Raw genomic sequence first — 23,993 nt, 5'->3', positions numbered from 1 at the left:
AGCGGCAACGACAAATCACGCGAGTCGTCCGTGCCCGATTCTTTCCGGTCAGATCCCATAACCTTCCAACTCCTTGACATGCTCGACGAACCGCTGCCACGTATGCCGCTCGTCGATCAGCTCGACGAGCGCGCGTGCGCGCGCTTCGACTTCCTGCGAATTCGAAATGACTGATTCCATCGCCGCGCGATAATCGGCGACATCCGGCTTCTCCGACAGCAGATATCCGGTCGAATCCGATATCAGCTCGCCCACGCCGCCGACCGACGGCGCGATGATCGGTACGCCCAATGTGCCGATTTCAAGCAGGATATTCGGCATACCTTCCCATTTCGATGTGAAGATGAAGCCGGTGTACGCGCGGTCGCGCACCAACTCGTCCGGGGACGTGAACGGCCCCATCAGATGCAGGTTCGCGAGATCGGGAAGCTGCTCACTGACGTTGACGACAGCCTGGCCGTAGACGTAGAAATCGATGTGCGGGCACGCCTGCACGAGCGCCAGCAACAGGTCGACGCGCTTCTCCTTGTCGAGCCGCCCGGCCCACAGAAACGCAGGGCGCTGCCCCGCCAGGTCCTGCCCGCGGCTCGCGATGCTCGCGAGCGCCCGGGCCTTCCACCCGGCGGTCGCCAAGCGGCTGGGGTTGTACACGGCGCGCAGCTTGTCGCCCTGCTGCCCGAGGCCGTACTCGGCGCGTGCATCGGTCACGAAGCGCTGGTTGTCGGACAGCAGCGCAGTCAGCGCCGGCAGCCCCGGTTGCAGGAAATAGGCCGCGTAGCCGATCTTGCTCTTTCCGTCCTCGGCGAACTGGAACGCGAAAATGCTGGCGAACAGGCGCGTGACTTCCTTGAGCTGCGGCCCTTGCGCGATGACCGCGTTCCACGCGACCTCGCTGTTGATGTTGTGGAATACGGCGGGCCGGATCGCCAGCAGCATGTCGTACAGCAGCGCCTGCTTCAGCGCGTACGAATCGTCGCGCGTGAAATCGCGCAGGACGACCACATGCACACCGTCGATCCGCGCAACGCGCTCGTCGACCAGATCGCGATCGGCAACGACGAGCAGGACCTGACGGTCCGGATGGATCTCGCGGAGCGCTTTCGAGAAATTGAGCGCGACATTCTCCGCGCCCCCCGTTCCAAGGAACGGCACGGCAATGACATGGCTGACATTTCTCACGCCATGCTGCGCGAGGTCGAGCATCAAGTGTTGCAGGCGCGACTCACGCGCGTGGTCGAGCAACACCTCACGCGTGACGGCAGACCGCAGCGCCTGACGAATCGACTTGCCGTGGCGCAACGACGTGATAACCGGCGAAATGGCCTTGCGGACGCGCCACTTCGCCTCCTGGCTCAACGGCAGGCGATGGTAGACGCGTTGTGCAAAGTACAGAAGATGCTGGTATCGCGGCATGGTTAGATATCTTGAATCATTCGCTGGTGCATGGGCTATCGGCTCAGGCGCCGGTACAGATTATCCGCCTTGCCCCAGATGGTGCCCCTGACACGATCGAGTTCCGTCTGCGCGTCAGCCAGGCTGGCGGTGAGCCGCCCTTCCCGGTCGGCCGCGGCACGCAGCTCCGCTTTCGCGTGCTCGAGTTCCGCGGCGACACGTTCGTGCTCGGTACGCACCTGATCCAGTTCGGCAAGCGCACGGTCGCGCTCGCCTCGAATCAGCAGTTGAAACGTCGCGGCGCCTGCGGCCGCCTGCGCGTCCGCCGCCGGCGCCGGCGCCGAACCATCGTACGCACCCTTCGGCTTCGACAGGCGCTCGCGAACGGCGGCAAAAGCCTGCGGCGACCACCCGGACGCGAGTCTCGTGACGAACGCTGTCAGTTCGCCATTGAAGAACAGATGCGGCGGAATCCTGAACGTGTCCTCGTGACGGTCGTACACGCGCAGCATCTCGATCAGCTCCAGGAACCGCCGCCAGTCGCCGTCAATCTCGAAGAAGCGCCCGACGAACGACTCCATGCTCTTGCGGAGCAGGTCGAAGCGCTCGATCCGCTCGAGGTACGGGTGCACGACGCCGCCGGAGATATCCGCATACTCCCACATCAGCGCATCGCGATTGCGATGCGTCACGTTGCCGCCGTGCGCACGGTAGAGGAGGAGCGCGTCCTTCATCACATGAAACCGGGCGCCGCCGGCGAGCGAACGAAGCCAGAAATCCCAGTCTGGCGAGTAGGTCAGGTCCTCCCGGAAAAAGCCGATCCGGTCGTGCGTGGACTTCCTGACCAGCACGGTCGAATGGCACAGGTGGTTCTCCCACACCCAGCTGTCGGGCGCATTCAGGTCGAGATCCTGATTGAACCACGGCGCATAAAAGCATTTGTCGGGGTCGACCGGCTGGCTCGACGCATCGATCTCAGCCATGAAGCTGCCGCAGATATCGACATCCGGATGGGCGTCCATGAACGCAACCTGCGCGGCAAGCTTCTCGGGCGCGAACACATCGTCGGAATCCAGGCTCGCGATGAATTCTCCGGACGCGAGGCGCAGCGCCGTGTTGTACGCCGCGCACGCGCCCTGGTTGCGCTCCTGGCGCACCGCGCGAATCCGCGGGTCATCGAACTGCTGGATGACCTCCCAGGAATCGTCTGTCGAACAGTCGTCGACAATGATCAGTTCCCACGACGCGTACGTCTGGGACAGCACCGACCGGATCGTCTCCCCGATGAATCTGCCGTAGTTGTAAGACGTCGTGAGAACGCTGACACGCGGCCGCGAATCTCCGGTCGAATAATTACTGTTTGCCATTGCAGATGTATTGAATGATGTCGACGATGCGATTCGCCCCGTCTTCCCCGAGTTCACCGTACAGCGGCAACGCCAGCACTTCGCGCGACACGCGCGTCGCAATCGGCAATCTTCCAGGATCGGCGCTCGGTAGCGCGCGATAACAATTGTGCTCACTGCAAAGCGGGTAGAAATAGCGCCGCGAAAACACGTTGAACTGCTTCAGCATGTCGTACAACCGATCGCGCGACACGCCGCATGCCTGCGGGTTCACGCGCACGATGAAATACTGCATGCTATGGCCGATGTTCGGAGGCAGCCGGAAGCACGTGATGCCGGGAATCTCGTCCAGGCGGCTCAGGTAAACCTGGGCAACGCGCTGCCGCGCGGCATGCTCGGCATCGTAATGGGCGAGATTGACGAGACCCAGTGCCGCCTGTACTTCGTTCATCTTGCCGTTGGTACCCGGCATGATGACTTCGGTCTCGTTCAAGATGCCGAAATTCTTTAGCAGATCGACGCGCCGCTTCATCGCCTCGTCAGCCATTGCCAGCCCGCCGCCTTCGGCCGAGTGGAACAGCTTCGTCGCGTGGAAGCTGTACATCGTCGCGTCGCCGAACTCGGCGACCGGCTTGCCGTCGATTTCCGTGCCGAACGCGTGCGCGCCGTCGTAGAGCACCTTGACGCCGTACTGCTCGCGAATGCGCTCGAACGCGTTCACGTCGCACGGCATCCCGTATACATGCACGCCGAGCACACCCGTCGTGCGCGGCGTGATCAGCGCTTCGGCCACCGCCGGGTCGATGGTCAGCGTTTCCTCATCGATGTCGCAGAACACCGGCGTCACGTTGTTCCAGTGCAGCACATGCGGCGTCGCGGGAAACGTAAACGGCGTCGTGATGACTTCTCCGGCGAGCCGCAGCGCCTGGCAAGCGACGAGCAGTGCGCTCGTCCCGTTGTTGAACAGCGAGAAGTGCCGGGCACCGAGCCGCTTCGCGAGCGCTGCCTCCAGCGCGGCGTGCTTCGCACCGCCGTTCGTCAGCCACGCGCTGTCCCAGATGTCTTCCAGCTGCGACGTGAACTCGCCGAGCGGCGGCAACATCGGTTTCGTCACGTAGATCGGATTGGCGAAACCATCCGGCTTTTGTCTCATAGGGCACTCCTGATTGATTCCTCGTGCGGATCCGCACGCCGGCCCCGGCGCCGGATCCGCTGCCGGCCAACGCTGCGTCAGGCTACCGTCTTCGACAACAGCCGCGTCTGGACCTTGTTGTCGAAATGTACGGCGCCATAAAGCGGCAGATAGGTGCCGCGCGAGACGTTGAATTGCACGGCGATCGGCACATGATCGCACGTGTCGACCTGGCCGATGCTCAGGTCGGTCGGCACCGACGTGGCGGCGCTGATGCTGTAGTCGCCGCCGCGCAGCGATACCTTGAACGTCCAGTCGACCACGTGGACTTCGCCCGCATGCACGTCGTACAAATGCGCGTGCTCGAGGCCGGTGTCCGAGTACGCGATATCGAACCCGTTCTTGTCGCGCAGGTGATAGCCGAATGCCAGCAGCGGCAAGTCTTCCTCGACGCTCACGACCATTCTCAGCGTCACGGTGTCGCCGTAGGTAACCTGGCGCGTCGCGCGCCCCTGCTCGTTCAGCAGTTGCACGTTGACGAAGCTCGCGCGGCCGTTGCGGATCCGCTGAAACGCCGCCTGCTTCTGGAACTCGTCCGCGCCGTCGTTGAGGTCGGCGTCGAGCTCGGCGATCTGCGTCGACGGCGCCTCGTCGTCGGCAATCACGTGCTGCTTCTTGCGGACATAGGACGAGTAATACGATTCGATCACATGGTCCGTCGATCCGACGGCAAGCATGTTGCCGTGATCGAGCAGGATCGCGCGGTTGCACAGTGCCTTCACCGAACCCGGGTCGTGGCTGACGAACAGCAGCGTCGTGCCGCGATCCATCAACTTCTTCATCACGGCCATGCACTTCGCCTGGAACAGCGCGTCGCCGACCGACAGCGCCTCGTCGACGATCAGGATGTCCGGATTGACGTGGATCGCGACCGAAAATGCGAGGCGCACGTACATGCCCGACGAGTACGTCTTCAGCGGCTGGTTGACGAAATCGCCGATCTCGGAGAAATCGACGATGGCCGGATACTTCTCTTCCAGCTCCTCCTCGCTCATCCCGAGAATCTGGCCGTACAGCATCACGTTTTCGCGACCGGTGAACTCGGGATTGAAGCCCGACCCGAGCTCGAGCAGCGCGGCAACCTTACCGTTCGTTTCGACGTTGCCGGCGCTCGGCGCGAGCGTCCCCGAGATCACCTGGAGCAGCGTGGACTTGCCGGAGCCGTTGTGGCCGACAATCCCCACCGTCTCACCGCGCGCGATATCGAACGAGACATCGCGCAACGCCCAGAATTCCCGGTAATACTGCTTGCGGGAGCCGAACAGCATCTGCATCAGGCGTGCGCGCGGGTTATCGTAAATATGAAAGACCTTGCTTAGATCCTTCACGCTGACTGCAAGATCAGAGGACATCTGCGAATCCTTTCCGCGTGCGATTAAACCATTGGTAGCCCAGTACCGCGACGCCGACACTGACGATCACCATCACCAACACACCGGTCCAGCTCGGCACGCCTCCAAAGATCACGACGTTGCGGCTTTGCTCGATGACGAACGCGAGCGGATTCATTCCGACGATACGCTGGTAACTGGCCGGCAACGAGCTCACCGGATAAAACACCGGCGTCAGGAACATCAGCACCGTCGTCACGAGCCCGATCGACTGGCCGATGTCCTGGATAAACACGCCCAGCGACGCCAGGAACCAGCAGACACCGAGGGTGAACAGGATGAACGGCAATACGATCAGCGGGAAATAGAGGATCGTGAGATGCACCTGGAAACCCAGCACGAGCATCGCGAGCACCAGCACGCAGAAGCTGATCGCGGCATGGAACAGCGCGACAAGCAATGCGACGACAGGCAGCACCTCGAGCGGGAACACGACCTTCTTCACGTAGTTCGCGTTACTGATGATCAGTGATGGCGCACGGTTCACGGCTTCCGAGAACACCTGAAACATGATCATCCCGACGAATAGCACGACTGCAAATTCCGTCTTCGAATCGGATCCGGTATTCCAGCGCGCCTTGAAAATCACGCTGAACACGAACGTATAGACGGTCAGCAGCAGCAGCGGGTTGAAGAACGACCACAGCAGGCCGAGCACCGAGCCGCGATATCGGCCGACCACTTCGCGGCGCGCCATTTGGAGGATCAGGCGGCGATGCCGCCAGATAGGCAGTGATGGTTGAATGATTTCCCGCATGACAATCTCTAGCTAAACCATGCCGCACGAACGACTCGGCATGAGATGTGATGTGCACCGCCCGGGCAGGGCGGCATCAGGCATCGAACAGTTCCGCGAGGACGAGCGCAAGCCCGTCCGACCACTGCGGCCGATGCAATCCGAAACGCTCGTCGAACCGCGTATTGTCGAGCACCGAAAAGGTCGGACGCGGCGTCTTCGCCGGATACTCGGCTGCGGGGATCGGCTTCACTTCGCGGACAGACAGGCCTATCTGTGGGGACAGGCTTCTGGCGCCGGCAAAAATGGCTTCCGCGAACGCGTGCCAGGTCGTCGAGCCTTGCGCCGTCATGTGATAGAGGCCGCTCGCGAACAATTCCGCCCGCTGCTCGACGAGCGCTTTCGCCGCCGCGTGCGCGGTCAGGTCCGCAATCATGCGCGCGCTCGTCGGCGCGCCGAACTGATCGCTGACGACCGACAGGGTCTCGCGACTCGCACCCAGCCGAAGCATCGTGCGCAGGAAATTCTGGCCGCGCGACGCGTAGACCCACGACGTGCGGAACACGAGCCAGTCGCCGCCGGCTTCGGCGATCGCCTGTTCGCCGGCCAGCTTGCTCGCGCCGTAAACGTTCAGCGGGCGGACGTCGTCGCTCTCGGCATACGGCGTCTGCTTGCTCCCGTCGAACACATAGTCGGTCGAGAAGTGGATCAGCAATGCGCCACGCTTCCGGGTGGCACGCGCGAGCGCGCCCGCCGCATCGCGGTTGATTGCAAATGCAGAGTCGGGCTCGTCCTCGGCGCGATCCACCGCGGTATAGGCAGCCGCATTGACCACGAGATCGGGCGCGAGCGCGTCGACATATGCAGCGACGGCCGCCGCATCGCCGAGATCAACGACTTGACGTGTCGCGGCTACCACCTGGCCCAGCGGTTGCAGCGCACGCACGAGCTCCCATCCGACCTGCCCGTTCGCACCCGTCACGAGAATCTTCATGCGTAGGCCTCCAGATCCGCCAGCACGGTGCCGGCGAGATCCTTCGGTGCGATCACCGGAGCGCCGTCGAGCGGCCAGTCGATGCCAACGTGTGCGTCGTTCCAAAGCAGCACGCGCTCGAATTCGGGATACCAGAAATCGGTCGTCTTGTATTGAAACGTCGCCGCCTCGGACATCACCAGAAAGCCGTGCGCAAATCCGGCAGGCACCCACATCTGAAGGTGGTTTTCCGCGGACAGAACACTGCCAACCCATTTGCCGAACGTCGGCGAGGAACGACGCAGATCGACGGCGACGTCGAACACTTCGCCTTCGACGACGCGGACCAGCTTGCCCTGCGCATGGCGGACCTGATAGTGCATCCCGCGCAGCACGGACTTGACCGAGCGCGACTCGTTATCCTGAACGAACTCGACATCCGCAACCTGCTCACGGAATTCCCGCTGATTGAAGCTCTCGAGGAAATACCCGCGAGCGTCGCCGAAGACTTTGGGCTCGATCAGCTTGACGTCCGGAATTGCCGTGGAAGTTACCGTGATTGCCATAGAATCTTGTCCGTCAGTAGGTTCTTCAGATATTGCCCGTACGCGTTCTTGGCGAGAGGCGCGGCGAGCGTCAGCAGGCGCTCGGCATCGATCCAGCCCATTCGGTATGCAATCTCCTCCGGGCATGCCACCACGAGGCCTTGGCGCTTCTGCAGGGTCGCGATGAAAGCCGCGGCCTCCATCAGCGAATCGTGCGTGCCCGTGTCGAGCCATGCGTAGCCGCGCCCCATGATCTCCACTTGCAGCTTGCCTGCCGCGAGATAACGGGAATTGACGTCGGTGATTTCGAGCTCGCCGCGCGCTGACGGCTTGATGTCAGCCGCAATGTCGCACACGTCGTTGTCGTAGAAATAGAGACCGGTCACGGCGTAGCGGGAGCGCGGCTGGGCCGGCTTCTCCTCGATCGACATCGCGCGCATCTGGTCGTCGAATTCGACGATGCCGTAGCGCTCCGGATCCTGCACGTGATAGGCAAACACGGTCGCGCTGTCGGTACGCCCATTCGCCGCGTGAAGCTGCTTCGCGAGATCGTGACCGTGGAAGATGTTGTCGCCGAGCACCAGTGCGCTCGGATCGTTACCGATGAAATCCCGCCCGATGATGAACGCCTGCGCGAGCCCGTCGGGCGACGGCTGGACCGCGTACTGCAGGTTCATCCCCCACTTCGAGCCGTCGCCCAGCAACGCCTCGAAGCGCGGCGTGTCCGCCGGCGTCGAAATGACCAGCACGTCGCGAATTCCCGCGAGCATCAACGTCGAAAGCGGGTAGTAAATCATCGGCTTGTCGTACACCGGCAGCAGCTGCTTCGACACCGAGTGGGTAATCGGATACAGCCGCGTGCCCGAGCCGCCGGCGAGAATAATGCCTTTACGTGCCATCGATCAGATCCTCACGTGCGTTGCGCATAGTTCGTTTCGACCCACTTGCGGTAATCGCCGGACACGACCTCGTCCACCCATCCCTGATTGTCGAGATACCAGCGCACGGTCTTCGCGAGCCCGGTCTCGAACGTTTCGGCCGGCTTCCAGCCAAGCTCGCGCTCGAGCTTGCGCGCATCGATCGCATAGCGGCGATCATGGCCCGGGCGGTCCGTCACGTACGTGATCAGATCGCGGTACGAGCCCGTCGCCTTCGGCCGCGCCGCGTCGAGCAGATCACAGAGCGTGTGCACGACGTCGAGGTTCTTCTTCTCGTTCCAGCCGCCGATGTTGTACGTCTCGCCCGGCACGCCGCGCGCAAGCACTTCGCGGATCGCACTGCAGTGATCGCCGACGTACAGCCAGTCGCGCACGTTCTGGCCGTCGCCGTAGACCGGCAGCGGCTTGCCGGCGAGCGCATTTGCGATCATCAGCGGGATCAGTTTCTCCGGGAACTGGTACGGACCGTAGTTGTTCGAGCAGTTCGTTGTGAGCGTCGGCAGGCCGTACGTGTGATGATACGCACGCACCAGATGGTCGGAGCCGGCCTTTGTCGCCGAATAGGGGCTGTTCGGGGCGTAAGGCGTCGTTTCCGAGAACTGGGGGTCGGTCGCGGACAGCGACCCGAACACCTCGTCGGTCGACACGTGCAGGAAGCGGAATGCTGCCTTGTTCGCGTCGTTCAGGCCATTCCAGTACGTACGCGCTGCTTCGAGCAGCGTGAACGTGCCGACGACGTTGGTCTGCACGAAATCGGCCGGCCCGTGGATCGAGCGGTCGACGTGGCTCTCGGCGGCAAAATGGATCACGGCGCGCGGCCGATGCTCGGCAAACAGCGCATCGAGTGCCGCGCGATCGCAGATATCGACACGAGCGAACACATGATCCGGATTCCCGTCGAGCGGTGCCAGCGTCCGCAGATTGCCCGCATAGGTCAGCTTGTCGACGTTGAGCACGGCTTCGTCCGAGACGCCCATCCAGTCGAGTACAAAGTTGGCACCGATAAAACCCGCGCCGCCGGTAACCAGGATCATGAAACGTCCTCTAGTAATAATGTGCGGCGCGCCAGGCAGGCGCTCGTCGCACTTCTTGTCATGTCACAGTGGCCGAGTCTCGGCCGATCAGGCCCGGCATTTTAACCGGTCGTCATACCAGCAAAGTCACGAGATGTTAATTTCAGAGTGAAAATGTCAATTATAGGAATCCAGCCGGTGCCAACTCCATGCTGCTAACAACTTGATACAGCGCGAGGACCCTTTTCGCCACGAAGAATCGCATGCCTGGCGGGCCGCCCGATGTGGAACAGCCATGGCGCTACCTTATATTCATACGATTCTCCCCAGTTCACCCCGTTTCGGCACGATCTGACCCTCATGCTTCCCGCCCCCATCGCCATCGGCGACATCCAAGGCTGTCATTCCGCCTTCCAGTCTTTGTTAGAAAAGCTTTCAGCCCCCGCCGACACGCCCCTCTGGATCGCCGGCGACGTCGTCAACCGCGGCCCGGACTCCCTCGCCGCGCTGCGCGCACTCGTCGACCTCGGCCCGCGCGCGACCGTCGTGCTCGGCAATCACGACCTGCACCTGCTCGCGGTCTCCGCCGGCCTGCGCACCGAACGCCCGGGCGACACCATCGGCGAGATCCTCGACGCGCCCGACGCCGATGCGCTGCTCGACTGGGTCCGTCACCGCCCGTTCGTGCATGCGGAGAACGGGATGCTGCTCGTGCATGCGGGCGTGCTGCCGCAGTGGGATGCGACCCTCGTGCTGGAACTCGCCGACGAACTGCAGCGGGCACTGCGCGCGCCGGACTGGCGCGACACGCTGCAGCACCTGTACGGGAACGAACCGAACCAGTGGCATCCGAACCTGAAGAAACGCGACCGGATGCGGGTGGCATTCAATGCGTTCACGCGCGTACGCTTCTGCACGCCCGACGGTGCGATGGACTTCAAGGCGAACGGCGGCCCCGGCAGCGCGCCGCCTGGCTACCTGCCGTGGTTCGACGTACCGGGGCGCCGCACGGAGGACGTGACGGTCGTGTTCGGCCACTGGGCCGCGCTCGGCCTGATGGTGCGCGAGAACGTCATCGCGCTCGATTCAGGGTGTGTGTGGGGGAACCAGCTGTCGGCCGTACGGCTGACGGCCGATCCGGCGCAGCGCACGGTCACGCAGGTGCAATGCGAAGCGTGCCGCGCGCCGGGCGGAGAGTGATTAAAGGCTGACCCGCGTCGCCTGAACGCGCGTCAACCCTCACGCCCCGGCACGGGTGCGTCAGCCGCCTCGTCGCCTGCCGCACCGGCACCGAGTTCCGTCGCTGGATACGCATGCTTCTGCAATTCCGCGAGCGACTCGGCCGTCGGCTTGCCAACCTTCTCCTGCAGCTTTGCAAGCGCAGCCGCGATCGCATCGCGCGCCGCCGCGGACGTCGCCCGCCGGTCGCCGCCCGGCGCGATGGGTTCGCACACGTAAAGGTGCGCGACGAGCGGGCCGCCGCGCAACACCATGTCGAGCGACGTGCCGAGCGCCAGTTCGCCCGTGTAGGCCGGCGCGACCGACTGCCGCCGCTGCGCGTCCTCGTACATCAGGCAGATCGGCTGCACCGCGCAGCCGGCCGATACCGCGGCCTGGAACAGGTTCGCGTGGAACGGCAGCAGCTCCTGCCCGTCGGTCGTCGTCCCTTCCGGAAACACGCACATCAGCCCGCCGTTGCGCAGGCGCTCGGCCATCTCGTGCATGACGCGCATCGCCTCGGTGCGCTTCTCGCGCTGCAGGAACACGGTGTCGAGCTTCTCGGCGAGCCAGCCGACCACCGGCCACTGCCGCACCTCGGCCTTCGACACGAACGGCGTCGGCCGCCACGCGTTGACCGTGTAGATGTCGAGCCACGACACGTGATTGCCGACCACGAGCGCGCTCGCGTCGAGCCGCGCGCTGTCGTTATGGACGACGAGGCGCATCCCGCAGATCCGCAGCAGCTTGAGCGACCAGCGGCGTATCAGCTCGGCGCGGCGCGCGGGTGTGACGTGCGAAAAACGCAGCGCGACGATCGCCATGCCGCGCAACAGGTGAAAGACGAGACGCAGCTTGCGAATGGCAATCATGGCGATAGTCCGGCGTGGTTCAGTGGCGCTCGAACGCGACCCGCCCGGCCACGAGCGTCGCGCGCACGGTGGCCGGCAGTTCGTAGCCGAGGAACGGCGAGTTGTGGCCCTGGCTCTTCAGCGCCCGCGGCTCGACACGCCAGTGGGCACGCGGATCGAACACGCACAGGTCGGCCGCGCCGCCTTCGGCAAGGCGGCCGGCCGGCAGCTTCAGCACGTCGGCCGGTGCGGACGTGATGCGGCGCAGCGCCTGCGCAAGCGGCGTACGCGTCTCGTCGGCCCACTTCAGCGTCAGCGACAGCAGCAGCTCGAGCCCGGTCGCGCCCGGCGTCGCTTCGCCGAACGGCAGCAGCTTCTCGTCGTCGTCGACCGGCGTGTGGTCGGAGCAGATCGCATCGATCGTGCCGTCGGCGAGCGCCACGCGAATCGCTTCGCGATCGCGCTCGCTGCGCAGCGGCGGATCGAGCCGGAACTGCGAATCGAAGTAGCCGATGTCGACGTCGATCAGATGCAGGTGATTCACGCCGACGTCGCAGGTCACGGGCAGCCCCTCGGCCTTCGCCTCGCGCACGAGCGCGAGGCCGGCTGCCGACGACAGCCGCGCGAGGTGCACGCGTGCGCCCGTCACGCGCATCAGTTCGAAGATCGTGTGCAGCGCGATCGTCTCGGCCGCGACCGGCACGCCGGACAGCCCGAGCCGCGACGCCAGCGCACCGCTCGCGGCGACACCGCCGCGGCCGATGAAGGCGTCTTGCGGGCGCAGCCACGTGGTGTAGTCGTAGGTGCTCGCGTACTGCAGCGCACGCAGCAGCACCTGCGTGTCGCGCACCGGCACGTTGGCATGCGTGAAGCCGACGCAACCGGACTCGGTCAGCGCGACCATCTCGGTGATCACCTCACCCTTGAGGCCGACCGTCAGCGCGCCGAGCGGATGCACGTTCGCCTGGTGCAGGTTGCGCGCACGGAACTTGAGCATCTCGACGAGGCCCGGCTCGTCGAGCACGGGGTCGGTATCCGGCGGGCACACGAGGGTCGTGACACCGCCCGCGACGGCCGCGGCCATCTCGGACGCGAGCGTCGCCTTGTGTTCGTAGCCGGGCTCGCGCAGCCGCGCGCACAGGTCGACGAGGCCGGGCGCGACGATCAGGCCCGCCGCGTCGATCGTGTTGTCCGCGTTGAAACCGGCCGGCGCCGCCGTGCCGAGCGCGGCGATCTTGCCGTCCGCGACGAATACGTCGGCCCGCTGCTCGGTGCCGGCGACCGGGTCGATCAGCGTGCCGCCTTTGATATGAATCTTCATGCGCTGTCTGTGAATGCGTTGATTGCGTGAATAAGGAGGCGCGAAAGCGGGCTCAGTCGCTGTTGCCGGCGACGATGCCCATCACCGCCATCCGCACGGCGATGCCGAACGTGACCTGGTTGAGGATCACCGACTGCGGGCCATCGGCGACCTGCGAATCGATCTCGACGCCGCGGTTCATCGGGCCCGGGTGCATCACGATCGCGTCGGGCGCGGCGAGCGCGAGGCGCTCGGGCGTCAGGCCCCAGGTCTTGAAGTATTCCTGCGCGGACGGCAGCAGCGCGCCGCTCATCCGCTCGTTCTGCAGGCGCAGCATGATGATCACGTCGACGCCCTTCAGCCCTTCGTCGAGGTTGTGGAACACCTTCACGCCCATCTGCTCGAGACCGCCCGGCAGCAGCGTGCGCGGGCCGATCGCGCGCACTTCCGGCACGCCGAGCGTGGTGAGCGCGTGGATGTCGGAGCGCGCGACACGCGAATGCAGGATGTCGCCGACGATCGCCACGCGCAGCTTCGTGAAGTCGCGCTTGTAGTGACGGATCGTGTACATGTCGAGCAGGCCCTGCGTCGGGTGCGCATGGCGGCCGTCGCCGGCGTTGATCACGTGCACGTGCGGTGCGCAGTGCTCGGCGATCAGGTACGGCGCGCCGCTCGACGCGTGGCGCACGACGAACAGGTCGGCATGCATCGCCGACAGGTTGTTGATCGTGTCGAGCAGCGATTCGCCCTTGCTCGTCGACGACGCATTGATGTTCAGGTTCAGCACGTCGGCCGACAGGCGCGTCGCGGCGATCTCGAAGGTCGTGCGCGTGCGCGTCGAGTTCTCGAAGAACAGGTTGAACACGGACTTGCCGCGCAGCAGCGGCACCTTCTTCACTTCACGGTCCGTCACGCTGACGAACTGCTCGGCCGTATCGAGGATGTGGTTGACGATCGAGCGCGGCAGGCCCTCGATCGACAGCAGGTGCTTCAGTTCGCCGTTTTTCGTGAGCTGCGGGTTGCCCTTCAGGAAGCCGTAGCGGAACCGGTCGGGGCTCGCGGCCGCAGCGGGATTGCCGGTGCGGCCAGTGGTGTCGGTGGTCATGGTGTGCGTGATTCCAACTATGCAAACGGGCCGCGGTGCAAACCAGCGGCCCGGGATACGGTTCGCGTGTCGTTCAGGCGCCGTGCGCCTCGACGCGCAGCGTGAACTGCGCATCGTCGCGTGCGAGCACGAGCGTCGCGCCGGCCGGCACGTCGAGCGCGCCGCCCGCGAAGCGCGCGGCGACCGGCAGCTCGCGGCCGCCGCGATCGGCGAGCACCGCGAGCTCGACCGCGGCCGGACGGCCATAGTCGAACAGCTCGTTGAGTGCCGCGCGCACGGTGCGCCCGGTAAACAGCACGTCGTCGACGAGCACGATGCGCGCGCCGTCGACCTCGAACGGCAGCGACGTCGGGCTGGCCTGGCTGTGCAGCCCCTTCTTCGCGTAATCGTCGCGGTGCAGCGCGACGTTCACGACGCCGAACGCCGTCGCGCCGAGGTCGCGCGCGAGGCGCTCGGCAAGCCATGCGCCGCCGCTGTGAATGCCGGCGAGCCGCGGGCCGCCCGGTTCGGCGAAAGCCGTGCCGTACGCGGCGCGGATCTGGTCGAGCAGGACGCGGTAAAGCGCCTCGGCGTCAATGGTGCTCATGGTCGGACGATTGATCGAAATACTGTTGAAGGATGACGCGCGCGGCCTCGGCATCGAGCATGTCGGCCCGTGCGCGGCCGCGCACATTGCGCTCGCGCAGCCCGGCCTCGGCCTCGACCGACGAATAGCGCTCGTCGACCCACGTGACGGGCAGCCCGAAGCGGCCGTTCAGCTGGTTGCCGAAGCGCTTCGCCTGCTGCGTCATGTCGTGCGGCGTGCCGTCCGGATGCATCGGCAGGCCGACGACGAGCGCGTCCGGCCGCCATTCGGCCAGCAGGTCGCCGACCGCCTTGAAGCGGTGTTCGCGGTTCAGGTTCTGGATCACGACGAGCGCGCGGGCCGAGCGCGTCAGCGCATTGCCGACCGCGACGCCGATACGTTTTTCGCCGTAGTCGAACGCGAGGAACGTCGCATCGCGCGCACTCGCGCCACTCATGCGTGCCCTGCTTCGCCGGACAGCATCGACGAGCTGACGCCGAGCAGGCCGAGTGCGGCTTCGAAGCGCTCTTCGGCCGGCGTGTCGAACACGATGCGCGGATCGGCGGCCACGGTCAGCCAGCCGTTGCGGGAAATTTCTTCCTCGAGCTGCCCTGCCCCCCAGCCCGCATGGCCGAGCGTCAGCAGGAAGCGTTTCGGGCCGGTGCCCGTCGCGACCGCCTCCAGCACGTCCTTCGACGTGGTCATCTCCAGCCCGCCCTCGACGGACATCGACGAGTTGTAGCTCGCGCCCTCCACCGGCTCGTGCAGCACGAAACCGCGCTCGGTCTGGACCGGGCCGCCGAAGTACACCGGGATGTGCAGCAGCGGCTCGATGTCGAGCTTCAGGTCGATGCGGTTGAACAGCGATTCGAGGTCGATGTCGGTAGGACGATTGATGACGAGGCCGAGCGCACCGCGCTCGCTGTGATCGCAAAGATAGACCACCGTTCCCGAGAACGTCGGATCGGCCATGTTCGGCATGGCGATCAGGAACTGGTTGGTGAGATTGATGCGATCGGAAGGCTTTGACATGGTTTGAATTTTAGCAAAGACGCCGCGGCCTGACCGGGCCGCGATCAACAAGCAACGCCGCACCGCGCTGGCAACGGCGCGCACGGATCACACGGCACTCTAACACGCGCGCGGGCGCTGTCGGCAGCGTGTTGCGGGCCCGCGCGGCAAGGGCCGCCGGCGCGTGTTCGTCCCCTTGTTCGTCAGGCCCGTCCGAGCGCCGCGCCGAGCGCGCCGGACACCGCCGTGAGGTCCGGCGGCGCAACGCCGGCCGCAATCTTCAGCAGCGCCGCGCGCAGCATGTCGGACGCGTGGCCGTGTGCATCGAGGCCGCCGTCGGCGAGCGGCACGCCGTGCGCCGCACGCCGCCACGCGAGGCCGAGCGTGTCGGCCAGGAGCGCCGCGTGACCGAGCCCCAGCGCGCACGCGGCGGTACCGACCCGGTAGGCGGCGCCGGACGCATGCCATGCGGCACCCGCGTCGGCGCTCGCCGGATCGGCAGCCAGGTCGGCCATCGACGCATCGGCCGTCTGCAGGAAATCCTCATAGGCATGCGCATTGACCGTCACGACGCCGAGCGCGCGGGTCGGCGCAACCGCGACCGCATCGTGTTCGGCCCGGGCGGCATCGGCCTCCCACAACGCTTCGGACGCGGGCGTGCCGGCGACGTGCCAGTCGACCGTCAACCCGTAGTCGTGCAGCACGTCGACGAGCGCGACATCCTCGGCCGCGGCGCCGAACAGCGCGAAATCGCGCCACAGCAGCGCCACCGTCTCACGCACGAGTTCGGGCGGCGCACTGCGCCGGCCCTGCGCGTGCTCGCCGAGCAGCAGGTTCGTCCGCGCGAGAAAGCGCTTCAGCTCGGGTGCGCCGCTGGCGCGCAATGCGCGCACGCAGGCGGCCGCGAGCCGCCAGAAATCGTATGGATCGTCGCTGGCGAGCGCGGCCAGCATCGCATCGAGTTCGTCGAGCGCCGCGTCGGGTGCGCCGTGTTCCGCACGCAGCACACCGAGCAGCGCCTGTTCGTAGCGGGCACGAATCCGGGTCGCGAACGCGTCGGGCAGCGCGCGCAGCGTGGCGGGCGGCACCGCGCGGCCGACGAGCGCGAGCGCGTCGAGCGGCGCCTGCGCGCGCAGGTCGGCGGCGCTTTGCGCACGCAATGCACGGAAATGTTCGAAGAGAACGGGCGAGCAGGCAAGTTCGCGCAGGTTGTGGCGTGCGACGGCCGCGCGGAAATCGCGCAGCGCGGCACGCCAACCGGCCGAAGTCGGCTCGGTGGCGACGAGCGGCACGGCGGCCGACAGCTGCCCCGCGAAACGCGCGGCCGGCAGCCAGCCGGCTTCCGCCAGCACGGCCGCCGCAGCGGACAGCGGTGCGGCCGCGTCGTCGCGATGCTCGAAAGCGTCGGCGGCCGCCGCAAGCCATGCGTCGGCCGCGCGCACGGCCCCGCCGCGCGGGTTGGGCAATGCGTCAGGGTGGGGAACGTTCGCCGGTTCGGGCCTCATGGACACGCGCGCCTGTCATCGTCAAGTCGCTCGCGCAAGCCTCGACGCGCGAGCGCCGGGCCGATGCGAGGCCTGAGCGGTGTGTCCGTGGGCCAAGGGTCCGGTCAGATCTGGACCATCTCGAAGTCTTCCTTGCGGGCGCCGCATTCAGGACACGTCCAGTTGATCGGGACGTCTTCCCAGCGCGTGCCCGGGGCAATGCCCTCTTCCGGCAGCCCGGCTTCTTCGTCGTAAATCCAGCCACAAATCAGGCACATCCAGCTCTTGTATTCCATCTTAAGCCGCGTCGGGAAAGTCGGTAAATTCGGGAGCCATGATGGTACCGTGTCGGGGCCGGACTGCCTAGCAATCGCGCTGGAGTAACGCGACTACGTTGCGCTGCGCTAAAAAATCCGTCGTGCAGGCCGGATTCCGCCGCATAATGGCTGAAAAGTGCGGCCTGCCGGGCAACACAGGGCCGAAAACGCCCATTTCGCCTCGCCGTCCGCATGCCCGTCGCTTTCCCGTTTTTCTCTTGCCCCATTTTTACATGTCCAGCAACGCCCCTCCGATCGTCCTCACCTTTGGCCTGTCCGACCCCACCGGCGGCTCTGGCATTCAAGCCGATCTGTTGACCCTGGCGAGCATGGGCTGTCACGGCGTGTCCGTCCTGACGGGCTACACCGTGCGCGACTCGGCCGCCTGCGACGAAGTGACCGGCCTCGATCCCGACGTGGTCGCCGCCCAGGCGCGCATGCTGCTCGAAGACATGCCGGTTGCGGCGTTCAAGATCGGCGCGGCGACGCGCGCGGAAGTCGTGAGCGCGATTGCCGAGGTCGTCGCCGACTACGACGGCGTGCCGCTCGTGCTCGCGCCCGACTTCACGCTCGACGACGAGCACGTGCTCGCCGCCGACGACCTGCGCGAATCGATCGCCGACCTGCTGGCGCCGCAAACCACACTGCTGGTCGCCGACTACGCGACGCTGATCGCGCTTGCGCAGCCGGACGGCGACGCCGAGGCGCCGAATCTCGACGCGGCCGTCTCGCACCTGCTGTCGCAGGGCTGCGAGTACATCCTGTCGTCCGAGACGGGCTCGCACCGGCTCGTCAATACGCTGTACGGCGAGGAAGGCCAGCTCCGCGAGGACATGTGGGATCGCTCGCCGCACCGGCTGATGGGCATCACCGACACGCTGGGCGCGGCCATCGCGGCGCTGCTCGCGAACGGCCAGGAGCCGCCCGAAGCGGTTCGCGAGGCGCAGGAATACCTGTACCAGGCCGTGCGTGATGCGTTCCGGCCCGGCATGGGGGCGTACCTGCCCGACCGGTTCTTCTGGGCGCGCAGCAACGAAGATTCGGATACGCCGCCGGCCGTGAAGGCCGACCCGGTGCCGAGGACATCGCACCGGCATTGACGCACGTGCGGCGGGGCATGCCCCGCCGTCGCCCCCACGTCAGGCCCTTTGGGCGCAGCACCTCCGGCCGCCCCGCGCACGCATCGAAATCCGCGCGCACATAAAAAAAGACCCGCATCGCTGCGGGTCTTTTCTTTTGGCTGGAACGCGCATCGCTGCGCGCTCCGGACACCATCGACCGAAGTCGATTACATGTCCATGCCCATGCCGCCCATGCCGCCCGGCATGCCGCCCGGCATCGGTGCATCTTCCTTCGGCAGTTCAGCAACAGCTGCGTCCGTCGTCAGCAGCAGGCCTGCAACCGACGCTGCGTTCTGCAGTGCGGTACGCGTGACCTTGGTCGGGTCGACGACACCGGCTTCGACCATGTCGACGTACTCGCCCGTCGCTGCGTTGTAGCCGTAGTTGCCCTGGCCTGCAGCAACTGCCGCCACCACGACGCTGGCTTCTTCGCCGCCGTTCGTGACGATCTGGCGCAGCGGCTCTTCCATTGCGCGCAGCACGATCTTGATGCCGGCGTTTTGATCGGCGTTAGCGCCGGTCAGGCCCGCGATCGCGGTGCGAGCGCGGATCAGCGCAACGCCGCCACCTGCCACGATGCCTTCTTCCACAGCTGCGCGCGTTGCGTGCAGTGCGTCTTCGACACGTGCCTTCTTTTCCTTCATTTCGACTTCGGTCGCAGCACCGACCTTGATCACTGCAACACCGCCGGCCAGCTTGGCCACGCGCTCTTGCAGCTTTTCACGGTCGTAGTCCGACGTCGCTTCTTCGATTTGCGCGCGCACTTGCTTCACGCGTGCTTCGATGTTCACGGCTTCGCCTGCGCCGTCGATGATCGTCGTGTTTTCCTTGCCCACTTCGATGCGCTTCGCCTGACCCAGTTCTGCCAGCGTTGCCTTCTCGAGCGTCAGGCCGGTTTCTTCCGCGATCACCTGGCCGCCGGTCAGGATCGCGATGTCTTCCAGCATCGCCTTGCGACGATCGCCGAAGCCCGGCGCCTTGACCGCAACGGTCTTCAGGATGCCGCGGATGTTGTTGACGACCAGCGTTGCGAGCGCTTCGCCTTCGATGTCTTCCGCGATGATCAGCAGCGGACGGCCAGCCTTCGCGACTTGCTCGAGCACCGGCAGCAGATCACGGATGTTCGACACCTTCTTGTCGTGCAGCAGCACGAACGGGTTGTCGAGGACGGCGACTTGCTTTTCCGGGTTGTTGATGAAGTACGGCGACAGGTAGCCGCGGTCGAATTGCATGCCTTCGACGACGTCGAGTTCGTCAGCCAGCGACTTGCCGTCTTCGACGGTGATGACGCCTTCCTTGCCGACCTTGTCCATCGCTTCAGCGATGCGATCGCCGATCGACGTGTCGCTGTTCGCCGAGATCGAGCCGACCTGTGCGATTTCCTTGTTGGTCGTGCACGGCTTGCTGATCTTCTTCAGCTCTTCGACAGCCGCTGCGACTGCCTTGTCGATGCCGCGCTTCAGGTCCATCGGGTTCATGCCCGATGCGACGTACTTCATGCCTTCGCGAACGATCGATTGCGCGAGGACGGTTGCCGTCGTCGTGCCGTCGCCTGCGTTGTCGCTGGTCTTGGAAGCGACTTCCTTGACCATTTGCGCGCCCATGTTCTGGAGCTTGTCCTTCAGCTCGATTTCCTTCGCGACCGACACACCGTCCTTGGTGACCGTCGGGCCGCCGAAGCTGCGCTCGAGCACGACGTTGCGGCCCTTCGGACCCAGCGTGACCTTGACTGCGTTGGCGAGAATGTTCACGCCTTCGACCATCTTCGAACGGGCGGAATCGCCGAATACGACGTCTTTAGCTGCCATCTTCTAACTCCTTGAATTCTTGGGAATATGTACCGTCAGTGGACGCTTACTTCGCGTTGACCACGGCCATGATGTCTTCTTCGCGCATGACCAGCAGTTCCTGGCCGTCGACCTTGACGGTCTGACCAGCGTACTTGCCGAACAGGACGCGATCGCCGACCTTCACGTCGAGTGCGATCGGTGCGCCCTTGTCGTCGCGCTTGCCCGGGCCGATGGCCAGGACTTCGCCTTGATCCGGCTTTTCAGCTGCTGCGTCGGGGATCACGATGCCCGAGGCGGTCTTGGTTTCCTGATCCAGGCGCTTGACGATCACGCGATCGTGCAAAGGACGAAGGTTCATATTCACTCCTCTCTTGACTGAGATTGAAGAACGCTTAGGGAATCTGCCCGGCGGGTCGCCCGGCAGAGAATTGTTAGCACTCTCGTGCAGCGAGTGCTAATTATATGGACGGGTTTTGACAAATTCAAGAAGGGGAACCGGACGAATTTTCAAGGCGGGGATGGGGCGAAAAAAGCACGAGGATCCGACAAAAAATCCTTTGAAAACAAACCCCGACAAGCGTCGCCCGGCCTTGTCGATGGGGCCGCGCGGCCCGGGAATCTCATCCAGCCCCGTTTGGACACCGGGAAAGCACGGAGTTCCTGCGATCGGCGGCATTACCTCATAAATTCCGTAGCGGCGTCGATTCCGTCCGCCGGCACGCGTCATCCGGCGCCCGCCGGTTGCCTCCTGCGCCCCGCCCCGCGGATCCATCGATCCGCATCGAAGCATTCATTTTCATTACGGCGATATTTACGGTTTACCTCGGCACCAAACACATGTCGGGCTCCATCCGTAAGGAGGTGGATTACATTCAGTAATTTAGATGCGAATCATTCTCGTTTACATTGACTTTCTCATTTGAGACTCCTACGATGCGCCGCGTTGCGTTCATCTTCATGCCCTGGCCGATCGGTGCCGAGCATCCGGACAGCGACCGACAAGCAGGACTCCACACTAATTAGAACCACGGATTTGATATGAAGTTTGCGTCGTTCGAGGGAGACAACCTCCGGGCCCGGATGCGCCCCGCCGCGTGCGCGGCCATCCTCGCGTGTGCATCGTTCGCGAGCGGCGCGGCTTTCGCCGACGTGCCGGTCGACGCACAGCCCGAAGCCCCCGAGGCCGACCTGGCGATCCAGGCGAAGCCGACCAACATGTGGACCGGCATCTGGACGCGCCAGAGCCTGCTCGGCGACATGGGCGGCATCCGCCCGTGGCTCGGCAAGTACGGCGCGACGCTGCAGATCACCGAAACCAGCGAATACCTCGCGAACCTGCGCGGCGGCCTGAACCGCGGCGGCGCGTACGACGGCTTGACGACGGCCACCTTGACGGTCGACACGCAGAAGGCAATCGGCCTGCCTGGCGGCACGTTCAACGTCAGCGCACTGCAGATCCACGGCACCAACCTGAGTGCGCGGAACCTCGGCACGCTCAACACCGCGAGCGGCATCGAGGCGCAGGGCACGACGCGCCTGTGGGAGCTGTGGTACCAGCAGTCGTTCCTCGACAAGCGCGTCGACGTGAAGATCGGCCAGCAGAGCCTGGACCAGGAATTCATGGTCAGCACGTATGCGAACACGTTCGTCAACACGATGTTCGGCTGGCCCGCGCTGCCGTCGTACGACCTGCCGAACGGCGGCCCCGCGTATCCGCTCGCGGGCCTCGGCGTGCGCGTGCGCGCGCAGCTCACGCCGAAACTCACCGCGCTCGCAGGCGTGTTCGACGGCGACCCGCTCGGCAACAACCCGAACAACCTCAGCGGCACCAACTTCAACCTGCACAACGGCGCGCTCTATATCGGCGAACTGCAGTACGCGCTGAACCAGCCGTCGGACGGCGAAATGGACACCGGCCGCTCGAGCGGGCTGCCGGGCACCTACAAGATCGGCGTCTGGTATCACAACGGCCGCTTCGCGGACCAGAACGTGGGCACCGACGGGCTGTCGCTCTCGGATCCCGCGTCGAACGGCGACGCGCAGCAGCGTCACGGCAACTACAGCTTCTACGCGGTGGCCGACCAGATGATCTGGCGCCCCGACCCGACCGGGCCGCGCAGCCTCGGCGTGTTCGCGCGCGTGATGGGCGCGCCGGGCGACCGCAACCTGGTGAGCTTCTCCGCCAACGCGGGGATCGTGCTGAAGGCGCCGTTCGCAGGCCGCGACAACGACAGCGTCGGCCTCGGCGTCACGTACATCCAGGTCGGCAACCACGTGACCGACCTCGACCAGACCGCGCGAACGTTCGCGACCGGCCCCTACGGCGTGCGCACGCGCGAGACGACGCTCGAAGCGACCTACCAGTACCAGGTCAACCCGTGGTGGATCGTCCAGGCCGACGCGCAGTACACGTTCAATGCCGGCGCCGGCCAGAACCCGAGCGACGCGACCCAGCCGCTGCGCAACACGTTCGTGCTCGGCGCGCGGACGACGATCACGTTCTGAGCGACGCGCCCACGCTGACCATTTTCGCGCGCCGCCCGGACGGCGCGCTCCCCAGGAGCCCCACATGAATCCATCCGCCCCGCTTCGCCGTCTCGCGACGGGCGCACTGGCCGTCGCCGCACTGACGGCCGCCGCCGGCGCACTCGCCGAGCCGCAAGGTTTCCTCGAGACCGTGCATCGCCACACCACGCTCGTCAACACGGTGCCGGACAACGGCGACCAGAACCCGTACGCGATCGCGGTCGCACCGGTGTCGGCCGGCACGATCCAGGCGGGCGACGTGCTCGTCGACAACTTCAACAACTCGGCGAACCTGCAGGGCACCGGCAGCACCATCGTCGACTACCGCCCGTCGACGAAGCAGTTGAGCCTGTTCGCGTCGATCCCGCGCGACCTGAAGGCGTGCCCGGGCGGCATCGGCCTGTCGACGGCGATGACGATGCTGAAATCCGGCTGGGTGATCGTCGGCAGCACGCCGAGCAACGACGGCACGACCAACACCAAGGGCGCCGGCTGCCTGATCGTGCTCGATCCGCAGGGCAAGATCGCGTCGACGTGGTCGACCCCGAACATCAACGACCCGTGGGGCAACATGGCCGTGGTCGACCGCGGCGACAGCGCGACGCTGTTCGTCAGCATGGCCGGCTTCGGCGTCGGCGGCGCGGACGGCAATCCGCCCGTCTACAAGCAGGCGACCGTACTGCGTCTCGACCTCGACGTGCCGGCCGGCAAGCCGCCCGTCATCAAGCAGGAAACGATCGTTGCGAGCGGCCTCGGCGCGCAGGCCGACAAGGGGGTGTTCCTGGTCGGCCCGACCGGCCTCGCGCTGTCGGGCGACCAGAAGAAGCTGTACGTGTCGGACGCGATCGGCAACCGCATCGTCGAGATCGACGACCCGCTCACACGCGACACCAGCGCGGGCGTCGGCCGCCAGGTGACCGCCGACGGCTTCCTGCGCCGCCCGCTCGCGCTCGCCACCGCACCGAACGGCCACCTGCTCGCGACCAACGCGCAGAACGGCCAGGTCGTCGAGATCGACCCGGTCGCCGGCAAGCAGATCTACGCACGCTGGATCAATACCGACAAGGCGCAATCGCCCCCCGGCAACGGCAACCTGTTCGGCATCGCCATGACGCCCGAAGGCGACGGTTTTTACTACGTCGCGGACGACGTCAACACGCTGTTGCTCGCGAAGTAAGG

Annotated in this window: 24 protein-coding genes; 5 read left to right on the top strand and 19 right to left on the bottom strand. The window is 65.4% G+C overall.

Going from position 1 to position 23,993, the window contains the following annotated elements; all coding sequences use genetic code 11:
* Positions 1-48: 48 nt before the first annotated feature.
* Positions 49-1,008, bottom strand: coding sequence for a glycosyltransferase family 4 protein (locus CFB50_RS04500; RefSeq protein ID WP_256978735.1), 960 nt, complete (start codon positions 1,006-1,008; stop codon positions 49-51).
* Here CFB50_RS04500 and CFB50_RS39880 point away from each other — a divergent pair.
* Complete coding sequence (locus CFB50_RS39880) at positions 1,003-1,419, top strand: hypothetical protein (protein ID WP_240159137.1); 417 nt, start codon at positions 1,003-1,005, stop codon at positions 1,417-1,419. The two genes, CFB50_RS04500 and CFB50_RS39880, sit on opposite strands and share 6 nt — an antisense overlap.
* Positions 1,420-1,448: 29 nt before the next feature.
* Here the strand turns inward: CFB50_RS39880 and CFB50_RS04495 are convergent, their stop codons facing one another.
* The 8 genes from CFB50_RS04495 to rfbB form a co-directional block, all read right to left on the bottom strand.
* The gene (locus tag CFB50_RS04495; protein WP_256978734.1) at positions 1,449-2,816 is read right to left on the bottom strand and encodes a glycosyltransferase; all 1,368 of its coding nucleotides are present in this window, start codon (positions 2,814-2,816) and stop codon (positions 1,449-1,451) included.
* Positions 2,746-3,891: a DegT/DnrJ/EryC1/StrS family aminotransferase gene (locus CFB50_RS04490; protein ID WP_089445063.1), complete on the bottom strand. Its 1,146-nt coding sequence runs from the start codon at positions 3,889-3,891 to the stop codon at positions 2,746-2,748. Before CFB50_RS04490 ends, CFB50_RS04495 begins: the two co-directional genes overlap by 71 nt.
* A gap of 77 nt (positions 3,892-3,968) precedes the next feature.
* Complete coding sequence (locus CFB50_RS04485) at positions 3,969-5,282, bottom strand: ABC transporter ATP-binding protein (protein WP_089445062.1); 1,314 nt, start codon at positions 5,280-5,282, stop codon at positions 3,969-3,971.
* On the bottom strand, positions 5,272-6,078 hold the full coding sequence (locus CFB50_RS04480; protein WP_089445061.1) for an ABC transporter permease: 807 nt from the start codon (positions 6,076-6,078) through the stop codon (positions 5,272-5,274). The genes CFB50_RS04485 and CFB50_RS04480 overlap by 11 nt, the downstream gene beginning before the upstream one ends.
* Positions 6,079-6,154: 76 nt before the next feature.
* The gene (gene rfbD / locus CFB50_RS04475; protein WP_089445060.1) at positions 6,155-7,051 is read right to left on the bottom strand and encodes a dTDP-4-dehydrorhamnose reductase; all 897 of its coding nucleotides are present in this window, start codon (positions 7,049-7,051) and stop codon (positions 6,155-6,157) included.
* Positions 7,048-7,596 carry a dTDP-4-dehydrorhamnose 3,5-epimerase gene (rfbC, locus tag CFB50_RS04470; RefSeq protein WP_089445059.1) on the bottom strand — a complete coding sequence of 183 codons (549 nt, stop codon included), beginning with the start codon at positions 7,594-7,596 and terminating at the stop codon, positions 7,048-7,050. Before rfbC ends, rfbD begins: the two co-directional genes overlap by 4 nt.
* Positions 7,581-8,474 (bottom strand): glucose-1-phosphate thymidylyltransferase RfbA, encoded by an 894-nt coding sequence (gene rfbA, locus CFB50_RS04465; protein ID WP_089445058.1) that lies wholly within the window; start codon positions 8,472-8,474, stop codon positions 7,581-7,583. Before rfbA ends, rfbC begins: the two co-directional genes overlap by 16 nt.
* Positions 8,475-8,485: 11 nt before the next feature.
* Entirely contained in the window at positions 8,486-9,547 is a 1,062-nt protein-coding gene (gene rfbB, locus CFB50_RS04460) for a dTDP-glucose 4,6-dehydratase (protein ID WP_089445057.1), read from the bottom strand.
* Between the two features lie 339 nt (positions 9,548-9,886).
* Here rfbB and CFB50_RS04455 point away from each other — a divergent pair, with 339 nt between their 5' ends.
* Positions 9,887-10,726, top strand: a complete 840-nt coding sequence (locus tag CFB50_RS04455; RefSeq protein ID WP_089445056.1) for a symmetrical bis(5'-nucleosyl)-tetraphosphatase — start codon at positions 9,887-9,889, stop codon at positions 10,724-10,726.
* Between the two features lie 32 nt (positions 10,727-10,758).
* On the opposite strand, the gene CFB50_RS04450 is transcribed toward CFB50_RS04455, so the two are convergent.
* The 8 genes from CFB50_RS04450 to CFB50_RS04415 form a co-directional block, all read right to left on the bottom strand.
* Complete coding sequence (locus CFB50_RS04450; protein ID WP_089445055.1) at positions 10,759-11,616, bottom strand: lysophospholipid acyltransferase family protein; 858 nt, start codon at positions 11,614-11,616, stop codon at positions 10,759-10,761.
* A gap of 19 nt (positions 11,617-11,635) precedes the next feature.
* Positions 11,636-12,916, bottom strand: coding sequence for a dihydroorotase (locus CFB50_RS04445; RefSeq protein WP_089445054.1), 1,281 nt, complete (start codon positions 12,914-12,916; stop codon positions 11,636-11,638).
* Between the two features lie 52 nt (positions 12,917-12,968).
* The gene (locus CFB50_RS04440; protein WP_006476735.1) at positions 12,969-14,000 is read right to left on the bottom strand and encodes an aspartate carbamoyltransferase catalytic subunit; all 1,032 of its coding nucleotides are present in this window, start codon (positions 13,998-14,000) and stop codon (positions 12,969-12,971) included.
* A 73-nt stretch (positions 14,001-14,073) separates the two neighbouring features.
* Entirely contained in the window at positions 14,074-14,586 is a 513-nt protein-coding gene (gene pyrR / locus CFB50_RS04435) for a bifunctional pyr operon transcriptional regulator/uracil phosphoribosyltransferase PyrR (RefSeq protein WP_089445053.1), read from the bottom strand.
* A complete protein-coding gene (ruvX, locus tag CFB50_RS04430; RefSeq protein WP_089445052.1) occupies positions 14,573-15,022 on the bottom strand; it encodes a Holliday junction resolvase RuvX in 450 nt (149 codons plus the stop codon). The genes pyrR and ruvX overlap by 14 nt, the downstream gene beginning before the upstream one ends.
* Positions 15,019-15,597: a YqgE/AlgH family protein gene (locus CFB50_RS04425; RefSeq protein WP_011351143.1), complete on the bottom strand. Its 579-nt coding sequence runs from the start codon at positions 15,595-15,597 to the stop codon at positions 15,019-15,021. The genes ruvX and CFB50_RS04425 overlap by 4 nt, the downstream gene beginning before the upstream one ends.
* 182 nt (positions 15,598-15,779) lie before the next feature.
* On the bottom strand, positions 15,780-17,081 hold the full coding sequence (locus CFB50_RS04420) for a hypothetical protein (RefSeq protein ID WP_089445051.1): 1,302 nt from the start codon (positions 17,079-17,081) through the stop codon (positions 15,780-15,782).
* 104 nt (positions 17,082-17,185) lie between these two features.
* Entirely contained in the window at positions 17,186-17,356 is a 171-nt protein-coding gene (locus tag CFB50_RS04415) for a rubredoxin (protein WP_004186709.1), read from the bottom strand.
* Positions 17,357-17,610: 254 nt separating this feature from the next.
* Here CFB50_RS04415 and CFB50_RS04410 point away from each other — a divergent pair, with 254 nt between their 5' ends.
* Entirely contained in the window at positions 17,611-18,477 is an 867-nt protein-coding gene (locus tag CFB50_RS04410) for a hydroxymethylpyrimidine/phosphomethylpyrimidine kinase (RefSeq protein ID WP_089424656.1), read from the top strand.
* Between the two features lie 188 nt (positions 18,478-18,665).
* Here the strand turns inward: CFB50_RS04410 and groL are convergent, their stop codons facing one another.
* Positions 18,666-20,306, bottom strand: a complete 1,641-nt coding sequence (gene groL, locus CFB50_RS04405; protein WP_039361154.1) for a chaperonin GroEL — start codon at positions 20,304-20,306, stop codon at positions 18,666-18,668.
* A gap of 46 nt (positions 20,307-20,352) precedes the next feature.
* Positions 20,353-20,646 carry a co-chaperone GroES gene (gene groES, locus CFB50_RS04400; RefSeq protein ID WP_004186661.1) on the bottom strand — a complete coding sequence of 98 codons (294 nt, stop codon included), beginning with the start codon at positions 20,644-20,646 and terminating at the stop codon, positions 20,353-20,355.
* Between the two features lie 680 nt (positions 20,647-21,326).
* Here groES and CFB50_RS04395 point away from each other — a divergent pair.
* Both CFB50_RS04395 and CFB50_RS04390 read left to right on the top strand, forming a co-directional pair.
* Positions 21,327-22,793, top strand: a complete 1,467-nt coding sequence (locus CFB50_RS04395; RefSeq protein WP_089445050.1) for a carbohydrate porin — start codon at positions 21,327-21,329, stop codon at positions 22,791-22,793.
* A gap of 64 nt (positions 22,794-22,857) precedes the next feature.
* Positions 22,858-23,991: a hypothetical protein gene (locus CFB50_RS04390; protein ID WP_089445049.1), complete on the top strand. Its 1,134-nt coding sequence runs from the start codon at positions 22,858-22,860 to the stop codon at positions 23,989-23,991.
* Positions 23,992-23,993: the final 2 nt, after the last annotated feature.

This window comes from Burkholderia sp. AU33423, assembly GCF_002223135.1.
Lineage (GTDB): Bacteria > Pseudomonadota > Gammaproteobacteria > Burkholderiales > Burkholderiaceae > Burkholderia > Burkholderia lata_D.
Note: the sequence above shows the minus strand (reverse complement) of the source record. Positions and strands in the feature narration are given on the sequence as shown.

Excerpts from the sequence above, each read along its gene's own strand:
- CFB50_RS39880 (WP_240159137.1), top strand. The coding sequence starts at position 1,003 with ATGCACACCGTCGATCCGCGCAACGCGCTCGTCGACCAGATCGCGATC.
- CFB50_RS04490 (WP_089445063.1), bottom strand. The coding sequence starts at position 3,891 with ATGAGACAAAAGCCGGATGGTTTCGCCAATCCGATCTACGTGACGAAA.
- CFB50_RS04485 (WP_089445062.1), bottom strand. The coding sequence starts at position 5,282 with ATGTCCTCTGATCTTGCAGTCAGCGTGAAGGATCTAAGCAAGGTCTTT.
- CFB50_RS04480 (WP_089445061.1), bottom strand. The coding sequence starts at position 6,078 with ATGCGGGAAATCATTCAACCATCACTGCCTATCTGGCGGCATCGCCGC.
- rfbD (WP_089445060.1), bottom strand. The coding sequence starts at position 7,051 with ATGAAGATTCTCGTGACGGGTGCGAACGGGCAGGTCGGATGGGAGCTC.
- rfbC (WP_089445059.1), bottom strand. The coding sequence starts at position 7,596 with ATGGCAATCACGGTAACTTCCACGGCAATTCCGGACGTCAAGCTGATC.
- rfbA (WP_089445058.1), bottom strand. The coding sequence starts at position 8,474 with ATGGCACGTAAAGGCATTATTCTCGCCGGCGGCTCGGGCACGCGGCTG.
- rfbB (WP_089445057.1), bottom strand. The coding sequence starts at position 9,547 with ATGATCCTGGTTACCGGCGGCGCGGGTTTTATCGGTGCCAACTTTGTA.
- CFB50_RS04455 (WP_089445056.1), top strand. The coding sequence starts at position 9,887 with ATGCTTCCCGCCCCCATCGCCATCGGCGACATCCAAGGCTGTCATTCC.
- CFB50_RS04450 (WP_089445055.1), bottom strand. The coding sequence starts at position 11,616 with ATGATTGCCATTCGCAAGCTGCGTCTCGTCTTTCACCTGTTGCGCGGC.
- CFB50_RS04445 (WP_089445054.1), bottom strand. The coding sequence starts at position 12,916 with ATGAAGATTCATATCAAAGGCGGCACGCTGATCGACCCGGTCGCCGGC.
- CFB50_RS04440 (WP_006476735.1), bottom strand. The coding sequence starts at position 14,000 with ATGACCACCGACACCACTGGCCGCACCGGCAATCCCGCTGCGGCCGCG.
- pyrR (WP_089445053.1), bottom strand. The coding sequence starts at position 14,586 with ATGAGCACCATTGACGCCGAGGCGCTTTACCGCGTCCTGCTCGACCAG.
- ruvX (WP_089445052.1), bottom strand. The coding sequence starts at position 15,022 with ATGAGTGGCGCGAGTGCGCGCGATGCGACGTTCCTCGCGTTCGACTAC.
- CFB50_RS04425 (WP_011351143.1), bottom strand. The coding sequence starts at position 15,597 with ATGTCAAAGCCTTCCGATCGCATCAATCTCACCAACCAGTTCCTGATC.
- CFB50_RS04420 (WP_089445051.1), bottom strand. The coding sequence starts at position 17,081 with ATGAGGCCCGAACCGGCGAACGTTCCCCACCCTGACGCATTGCCCAAC.
- CFB50_RS04415 (WP_004186709.1), bottom strand. The coding sequence starts at position 17,356 with ATGGAATACAAGAGCTGGATGTGCCTGATTTGTGGCTGGATTTACGAC.
- CFB50_RS04410 (WP_089424656.1), top strand. The coding sequence starts at position 17,611 with ATGTCCAGCAACGCCCCTCCGATCGTCCTCACCTTTGGCCTGTCCGAC.
- groL (WP_039361154.1), bottom strand. The coding sequence starts at position 20,306 with ATGGCAGCTAAAGACGTCGTATTCGGCGATTCCGCCCGTTCGAAGATG.
- groES (WP_004186661.1), bottom strand. The coding sequence starts at position 20,646 with ATGAACCTTCGTCCTTTGCACGATCGCGTGATCGTCAAGCGCCTGGAT.
- CFB50_RS04395 (WP_089445050.1), top strand. The coding sequence starts at position 21,327 with ATGAAGTTTGCGTCGTTCGAGGGAGACAACCTCCGGGCCCGGATGCGC.
- CFB50_RS04390 (WP_089445049.1), top strand. The coding sequence starts at position 22,858 with ATGAATCCATCCGCCCCGCTTCGCCGTCTCGCGACGGGCGCACTGGCC.